General features: G+C 52.8%; 1 protein-coding gene. It reads right to left on the bottom strand.

Annotation, left to right across the window (positions count from 1 at the left end):
* The coding region (gene tuf / locus INF77_RS23060) for an elongation factor Tu (protein ID WP_049003436.1) at positions 1 to 1,178 on the bottom strand (1,178 nt) is incomplete at its 3' end.
* Positions 1,179 to 1,180 lie beyond the last annotated feature (2 nt).

Below are 1,180 nucleotides of genomic sequence, written 5' to 3'. Positions count from 1 at the left end.
AGAACTTTAGCAACAACGCCCGCGCCAACGGTACGGCCGCCTTCACGGATTGCGAAACGCAGACCGTCGTCCATCGCGATTGGGTGGATCAGAGTCACAACCATCTTGATGTTGTCGCCTGGCATTACCATCTCTACGCCTTCTGGCAGTTCGATGGTACCGGTCACGTCAGTTGTACGGAAGTAGAACTGTGGACGGTAGCCTTTGAAGAACGGAGTATGACGGCCGCCTTCGTCTTTGGACAGGATGTACACTTCAGATTCGAACTTGGTGTGTGGCTTGATTGAGCCTGGCTTCGCCAGAACCTGACCACGTTCGATTTCTTCACGTTTGATACCACGCAGCAGAACACCAACGTTCTCACCAGCACGGCCTTCGTCCAGCAGTTTGCGGAACATTTCAACGCCAGTACAGGTAGACTTCGCAGTCTCTTTGATACCAACGATTTCAACTTCTTCACCAACTTTGATGATACCGCGCTCTACACGACCGGTAACAACGGTACCACGACCGGAGATGGAGAATACGTCTTCAATTGGCAGCAGGAATGGCTTGTCAATCGCACGCTCTGGTTCTGGGATGTAAGAATCCAGGAAGCCAGCCAGTTCGATGATTTTCGCTTCCCACTCAGCGTCGCCTTCCAGCGCTTTCAGCGCGGAACCACGAACGATTGGAGTGTCGTCGCCCGGGAAATCGTACTGAGACAGCAGTTCACGAACTTCCATCTCTACCAGTTCCAGCAGCTCTTCGTCATCAACCATGTCGCATTTGTTCAGGAACACGATGATGAAAGGAACGCCTACCTGACGACCCAGCAGGATGTGCTCACGAGTCTGAGGCATTGGGCCGTCAGTCGCAGCAACAACCAGGATCGCGCCGTCCATCTGCGCAGCACCGGTGATCATGTTTTTAACATAGTCGGCGTGGCCTGGGCAGTCTACGTGTGCGTAGTGGCGAGTCGGGGTGTCGTACTCAACGTGAGAGGTGTTGATGGTGATACCACGAGCTTTTTCTTCTGGTGCGTTATCGATCTGGTCGAATGCACGAGCAGAACCACCGTAGGTTTTAGCCAGAACGGTAGTGATTGCAGCGGTCAGCGTTGTTTTACCATGGTCAACGTGGCCGATAGTACCGACGTTAACGTGCGGTTTTGTACGTTCAAACTTTTCTTTAGACATCG

It is taken from the genome of Enterobacter cloacae complex sp. P1B (genome assembly GCF_014982345.1).
In the GTDB taxonomy this organism is placed as follows: domain Bacteria; phylum Pseudomonadota; class Gammaproteobacteria; order Enterobacterales; family Enterobacteriaceae; genus Enterobacter; species Enterobacter bugandensis.
The sequence above is the reverse complement of the archived record's forward strand: the minus strand, read 5'-3'. Positions and strand labels throughout refer to the sequence as shown.